The sequence below is a fragment of the Pseudomonas sp. D47 genome (assembly GCF_045447305.1).
Lineage (GTDB): Bacteria > Pseudomonadota > Gammaproteobacteria > Pseudomonadales > Pseudomonadaceae > Aquipseudomonas.
On sequence record NZ_JBJGXU010000022.1, the window covers coordinates 84,270 to 90,330 of the forward strand.

Genomic DNA, 6,061 nt, shown 5'->3' on the forward strand with positions numbered 1-6,061 from the left:
CCCACTATAGAGACGAAAACCCACCACGCAAATCCCCATTGCGCGCCAGGAATCGCCCCGATCGCTGACCATTGGCCTGCCCATCGCTGTAGCTCAACACCCCGTTGATCCACACGCCATCAATGCCCTGTGCCGCACGCTGGGGCTCTTTGAAATCCGCCACATCGCGCACACTCAACGGGTCGAACAACACCAGATCAGCCCAATACCCTTCACGAATTTCGCCACGCTCGGCCAAGCCAAAACGCGCGGCCGACAGCCCGGTCATTTTGTGCACCGCCGTGTGCAGCGGGAACAACCCCACATCTCGGCTGAAATGCCCCAGCACTCTCGGAAACGCGCCCCACAACCGTGGATGGGGGAACGGGTCTTCCGGCAAACCATCAGACCCGACCATCGACAGCGGATGCGCGAGGATGCGGCGTACATCCGCTTCATCCATCCCGTAGTACACCGCCCCCGCTGGTTGCAGGCGACGTGCCGCGTCCAGCAGCGAAACCTCCCACTCGGCGGCGATGTCCTGCAAATCGCGCCCGCCGACTTCCGGGTGTGGCGTCGACCACGTGATGGTGATGCGAAATGCATCGGTGACCTGCTTGAGGTCCAGCGTCGAGGAGCTGGCCGCGTAGGGGTAGCAATCACAGCCCACTGGATGGTTTTTTGCAGCCAACTCCAGTGATGCCAACAGCTGCGGACTACGCCCCCAGTTACCCGCGCCGGCACATTTGAGATGAGAAATAATCACCGGCACCTGGGCATGTCGGCCAATCAGGAAGGCCTCGTCCATCGCCTCCAGCACCGGTTCAAATTCGCTGCGCAAGTGGGTGGTGTACACCGCACCGAAGGCCGTCAGTTCCTCACTGAGTTGCAGCACCTCATCGGTCTCGGCATTGAACGCGCTGGCGTAGGCCAGGCCTGTGGATAAACCCAGAGCGCCGGCTTCCAGGCTTTCTTGCAACTGCACACGCATGGCGGCGATTTCATTCGGCGTGGCGGTACGGTGCAGATCGTCCATATGGTTGCTGCGCAGCGCTGTATGGCCGATCAACGCCGCAACGTTGACCGCCGGATGGGCACTTTCCACGCCAGCGCGGTAATCGGCAAAACGCGGGTAAGCAAAGGCCTCACGCTTGCCCAGCAGGTTCATCGGGTCCGGCGGATCTGTGCGCAACGTCACCGGCGAGGCGCTGATGCCGCAGTTGCCGACGATCACCGTGGTCACGCCCTGGCTGAGCTTGGGCAGCATCTGTGGGTGGCGGATCACCACGGTATCATCGTGGGTGTGCACGTCGATAAAACCGGGTGCCAAGACGCGGCCATTCGCATCGATTTCATGCTCGGCGTGCGCGGTCGCAAGATCGCCGATCGTCTCGATACGCCCGCCGCGCAGCCCTACATCGGCGACGTAGCCCGGCGTGTTGCTGCCATCAATGATCAGCGCCTGGCGAATCAGCGTGTCGTACTTCATATCAATCTCCAAGCGGCAGGCTATCGGGGCCGCCGCGATAATCGTCCAGGGCCAGCTTGATCCGGCGCAGGCGTTCCTGGTTGTCGTCCGGCATGGCCAGCGCAAGCTCAGTGGCGAGCAGGTCGATGGCCAACAGCATTCCGTAGCGCGCGGCGGTGGGCTTGTAGATAAAACTGGTTTCGGCCGGTTGCAGCGGCAATAACACGTCCGCCAGCTGAGCCAGCGGTGAATCGGCCAAGGTGATGGCGACGATGGGCGCATCGTAGTTGCGCGCCAGCCTCACCACGTCCAACAACTCGGGCGTGAGGCCGGAGAGCGAGCAAACAATCAGCGCATGCTCAGGGCCCAAGGTCGCGGCCGTTACACGCATCATCACCGGGTCGCGGCAGGCGGCAATCGGGTAACCCAGGCGTACCAACCGCACCTGCAACTCTTCACTGCACAAGCTCGACGGGCCGCCCATGCCGAATGCATGGATCATCCGCGCCTTGCCCAGCAGGCTGACCGCATCGACGAAACTCGCCTGGTTAAAACCTGACAGGTGCTGGCGCAACGTTAATTCGATATCGCTGAGAATCTGCCGATGAAAGGCCGACTGCTCCGGCAACCCCGCAGGGTCCAGAAAGCGGCTGCCCACCCCGCTGGCCTGCGCCAATTGCAGGCGCAAATCACGCAAGTCGCGGCAACCCACGCTGCGCGCAAAGCGCGACAAGGTCGCCGTGCTGACCTCGGCGCGTTGTGACAACTCTTCCAGGCTGGCCGACGCTGCAAAGCCCACGTCATCAAGCATCAGCTTGGCGATACGCCCTTCGCCGGCGCTGAAGGAATCCTGGCGGGCGCGGATCTGGTAGAGGATGTCCATGGGGGCTCCGGGTTACAAAATGCAGCTCATAAAATAAGAGACAGTCCATACGTAAGACCGAAGGCGACCACCGAAATCAGCGTCTCCAATACGGTCCAGGTCTTGAAGGTCTGGATCACCGTCATATTGAAGTATTCCTTGATCAGCCAGAAGCCGCCGTCGTTGACGTGGGAAAAGATCACCGAGCCCGCACCGGTAGCCAGCACCAATAATTCAGGGTGTGGATAACCCAAGCCCATGGCGACGGGCGCGACCACACCGGACGCCGTCGTCATGGCCACAGTGGCCGAGCCCGTGGCGATGCGCATCAACGCGGCAAACAACCAGCCCATCACCAGCGGCGACAAGTGAAAGGCATGGGCCAGGCCGAGAATTTCATTGGTCACGCCCGCGTCCACCAGGATGCGATTCAAACCGCCGCCCGCGCCCACCAACAAGGTGATGCTGGCGGTCGGGGCGAGGCATTCGTTGGTGAACTTGAGGATCGCTTCGCGGTTGAAACCCTGGGCCAGGCCCAAGGTCCAGAAGCTCACCAAAGTCGCCACCAAGAGGGCGATTACCGAGTTGCCGATAAACAACAGGAACTGGTTAAAAGCGGTGCCTGGGGTGGAAATCACATTGGCCCAGCCGCCAATCATCATCAGCACCACCGGCAACAGGATGGTGCCCATGGTCAGCGCAAAGCTCGGCAGACGGGTGCGCGGTTCGCGGTCGATAAACTGGCGTTCCAGCGGGTTTTCCGCCGGCAGGTGAATGCGCGGCACGATGAACTTGGCGTACAGAGGGCCGGCGATGATCGCCGTGGGAATACCGATCAGAATCGCATACAGCACGGTCTGCCCCACCGACGCGTTATACGCCAGCACCGCCATCATCGCCGCCGGGTGCGGCGGCACCAGCGCATGCACCACCGACAAACCGGCGACCATCGGCAGGCCGACCATCAGGATCGACACCCCAACGCGCCGCGCCACGGTAAAGGCAATCGGTACCAGCAACACAAAACCGACCTCGAAAAACAGCGGCAGCCCCACCAGGAAGGCGATACACACCATCGCCCAATGCGCATTGCGTTCGCCAAAGCGGTTGATCAGCGTGCGCGCCACCTGCTCGGCGCCGCCGGACTCGGCCATCATCTTGCCGAGCATGGTGCCCAGCGCAACCACCAGGGCGATATGCCCCAGGGTTTTACCGACACCCGCTTCGTACGAGCCCATGATGGTGTCCGCCGGCATGCCGGCCATCAGCGCCAGCCCGATGGACACCAAGGTGATGACAATAAACGGGTTGAGTCGATAACGTGCAATCAGCACGATCAATGCAATGATGGCGATGGCAGCGTATGCCAACAGCCCCAAGCCCAGTGGTGCGGCCATGCGGTACTCCTTGGAAAGGGTCACGTCGAATTGGTTGTGAAACTCATAAATCATTACCAAGTTTAATTTTCAATTTTTATGAAAGTAATTTTCGCCCACAGATAAGCGCTGTCGCTTTGGGGCATGCCCAGCGCCAGCTCATGAAAATCCGGGGGGTGTTCTTACATGAAGTTTTGTTGCGCGCAGAAACTCAACTGCCGAGGCCGAGTCTCAGAGGGCAGCCCAACTTTCGATCAGGAATCCTCACAATGAATCGCAAAACCCTTCTTGTGCCTTTCGCCGCCAGCGCGCTGTTGCTGGCCTTGTGCAGCAACGCGGCGGCCGCCGAGAATGCGGCGCTGAAAAAATGCATGGACGGCGCCAACACCACCGCCGACATGGTCAATTGCAACGCCAAAGAAGCCAAGGTGCAAGATGAGCGCCTGAACAAAGCCTACAAAACTGCCCTCGCCGCCCAGGACGGCGACCGCAAGCAGCAATTGCAGGATGTTCAGCGCCTGTGGATCAAATACCGCGACGCCAATTGCGCCTTCGCAGGCTCAGCCACTGGCGGCACCATCGACCAAGTCAACGGCGCCGGCTGCCTGCTGGACATGACCCAGACCCGCGCCCAAGAGCTGGAAGACCTGGTCGGGCCGTAATCAGTTACTCATGATGCACCCGGGCGCGCTTGAGCAACTTCTTGCAGCGCTCCGACAAATGCAGCACCCGCAGATGTTTCCCCGCCTTGCTGTAACGCTCACGCAGGGTCATCAGCGCGGCAATCGCGGAGTAGTCGACAAAGCTCAGGTGACGGCAATCCAACGTCACCTCGGCCGGGTCATTGGCCGGGTCGAACTGGTTCAGGAACGGCGTGGTCGAGGCAAAAAACAGCGTACCGTGCAGGCGATAGAGCTTGCTGCCATCGGCTTCCAGATGCTCATCGGCGTACAACTCACGCGCCTGTTGCCAGGCAAAATTCAGCGCCGCAATCACAATGCCGCACAGCACCGCCGTGGCCAGGTCGGTGAACACCGTGATCACCGTCACTGCCAGAATCACCAGCACGTCATTGACCGGCACTTTATTGATCACCCGCAACGACGCCCAAGCGAAGGTCTGCTGCGACACCACAAACATCACCCCCACCAGCGCCGCCAGCGGAATCCGCTCAATCAGCGGCGACAGAAACAGAATGAACAGCAGGATCATCACCCCGGCAAACACCCCGGAGAAGCGCCCGCGCCCGCCGGAGCTCAAGTTGATCACGGTTTGCCCGATCATCGCGCAACCGCCCATGCCACCGAACAGGCCCGAGACCATATTCGCCGCGCCCAGCGCGACGCTTTCGCGGTCGGGGTAGCCACGGGTCTCGGTGATTTCGTCGGTAAGGTTCAGGGTCAGCAGGGTTTCCAGCAGGCCAACCATCGCCATCAGGAACGCATAGGGCGCGATGATGCCCAGGGTTTCCAAAGTCCAGGGGATTTGCGGCAGTGCGAAGGTTGGCAGGCCGCCGGCGATGTGGGCCATGTCGCCCAACGTCCGGGTCGGCAGGCCGAGCAGGTACACCGCCAGGCCAACACCGAGGATCGCCACCAAGGCGGGCGGCACGGCGCGGGTCAGGCGCGGCAGCAGGTAGACAATCGCCATGGTCGCCGCGACCAGGCCGGTCATCACGTATAACGGTGTGCCGCTGAGCCAGCTTTCACCGCTTTTGAAATGCTCCAGTTGCGCCAAAGCGATGATAATCGCCAGGCCGTTGACGAAGCCGAGCATCACCGGGTGCGGCACCATGCGCACCAGCTTGCCCAGGCGCAGCAGGCCGAACGCAATCATGATCAGCCCGCCGAGCAATACCGTCGCGAGCAAGTACTCCACGCCGTGTTGCACCACCAGTGCGACGATCACCACCGCCATCGAGCCTGCCGCGCCGGAGACCATGCCGGGCCGGCCGCCGAACAATGCAGTGAGCGTGCAAATGATAAAGGCGCCGTAGAGCCCCATCAGCGGGTTGAGGTGGGCGACCAAGGCGAAGGCGATGCATTCGGGCAGCAGAGCAAAAGACGTGGTGAGGCCGGCCAGGGCATCGGCGCGCAGACGGGTGAGGTTCATGAGGTACCAGGGCGTTGCGGGGAATAAGGCGGGGAATGGTACGGAATTGCGGTGGGCGGGGCCAGTAATGTGTAACAACAAGTGAACCGAGTTGCCGCTATCGCAGCATAGGTATCTACGCAACTTTTTGTGTTGCTTTAAGCCTGTGAGGGGGTTAGGTAGATTGAGTACATATCCGTTGCTGCGGTAACGGCTTCGTATGGTTCCGCCCTTACGGCGGGTCACTTTTGGAAAAGAGCCCCAAAAGTAACCAAAAGGGCTCTT

General features: G+C 61.1%; 5 protein-coding genes. 1 reads left to right on the top strand and 4 read right to left on the bottom strand.

The window, feature by feature from the left end; genetic code table 11:
- Positions 1 to 4 precede the first annotated feature (4 nt).
- Genes ACI77I_RS16600 through ACI77I_RS16610 form a run of 3 tightly spaced genes read right to left on the bottom strand, consistent with a single transcriptional unit; the run spans position 5 to position 3,706 of the window.
- Complete coding sequence (locus ACI77I_RS16600) at positions 5 to 1,468, bottom strand: amidohydrolase family protein (protein ID WP_406997983.1); 1,464 nt, start codon at positions 1,466 to 1,468, stop codon at positions 5 to 7.
- A gap of 1 nt (position 1,469) precedes the next feature.
- A complete protein-coding gene (locus ACI77I_RS16605) occupies positions 1,470 to 2,330 on the bottom strand; it encodes a MurR/RpiR family transcriptional regulator (RefSeq protein WP_242152485.1) in 861 nt (286 codons plus the stop codon).
- 26 nt (positions 2,331 to 2,356) lie between these two features.
- Complete coding sequence (locus ACI77I_RS16610) at positions 2,357 to 3,706, bottom strand: gluconate:H+ symporter (RefSeq protein WP_242152487.1); 1,350 nt, start codon at positions 3,704 to 3,706, stop codon at positions 2,357 to 2,359.
- A gap of 248 nt (positions 3,707 to 3,954) precedes the next feature.
- Here ACI77I_RS16610 and ACI77I_RS16615 point away from each other — a divergent pair, with 248 nt between their 5' ends.
- A complete protein-coding gene (locus ACI77I_RS16615; protein WP_406997984.1) occupies positions 3,955 to 4,347 on the top strand; it encodes a lysozyme inhibitor LprI family protein in 393 nt (130 codons plus the stop codon).
- 4 nt (positions 4,348 to 4,351) lie between these two features.
- On the opposite strand, the gene ACI77I_RS16620 is transcribed toward ACI77I_RS16615, so the two are convergent.
- A complete protein-coding gene (locus ACI77I_RS16620; protein ID WP_406997985.1) occupies positions 4,352 to 5,797 on the bottom strand; it encodes a SulP family inorganic anion transporter in 1,446 nt (481 codons plus the stop codon).
- Between the last annotated feature and the right edge of the window lie 264 nt (positions 5,798 to 6,061).

Coding starts and splice junctions, on each gene's coding strand:
- ACI77I_RS16600 (WP_406997983.1), bottom strand. CDS start 1,468: ATGAAGTACGACACGCTGATTCGCCAGGCGCTGATCATTGATGGCAGC.
- ACI77I_RS16605 (WP_242152485.1), bottom strand. CDS start 2,330: ATGGACATCCTCTACCAGATCCGCGCCCGCCAGGATTCCTTCAGCGCC.
- ACI77I_RS16610 (WP_242152487.1), bottom strand. CDS start 3,706: ATGGCCGCACCACTGGGCTTGGGGCTGTTGGCATACGCTGCCATCGCC.
- ACI77I_RS16615 (WP_406997984.1), top strand. CDS start 3,955: ATGAATCGCAAAACCCTTCTTGTGCCTTTCGCCGCCAGCGCGCTGTTG.
- ACI77I_RS16620 (WP_406997985.1), bottom strand. CDS start 5,797: ATGAACCTCACCCGTCTGCGCGCCGATGCCCTGGCCGGCCTCACCACG.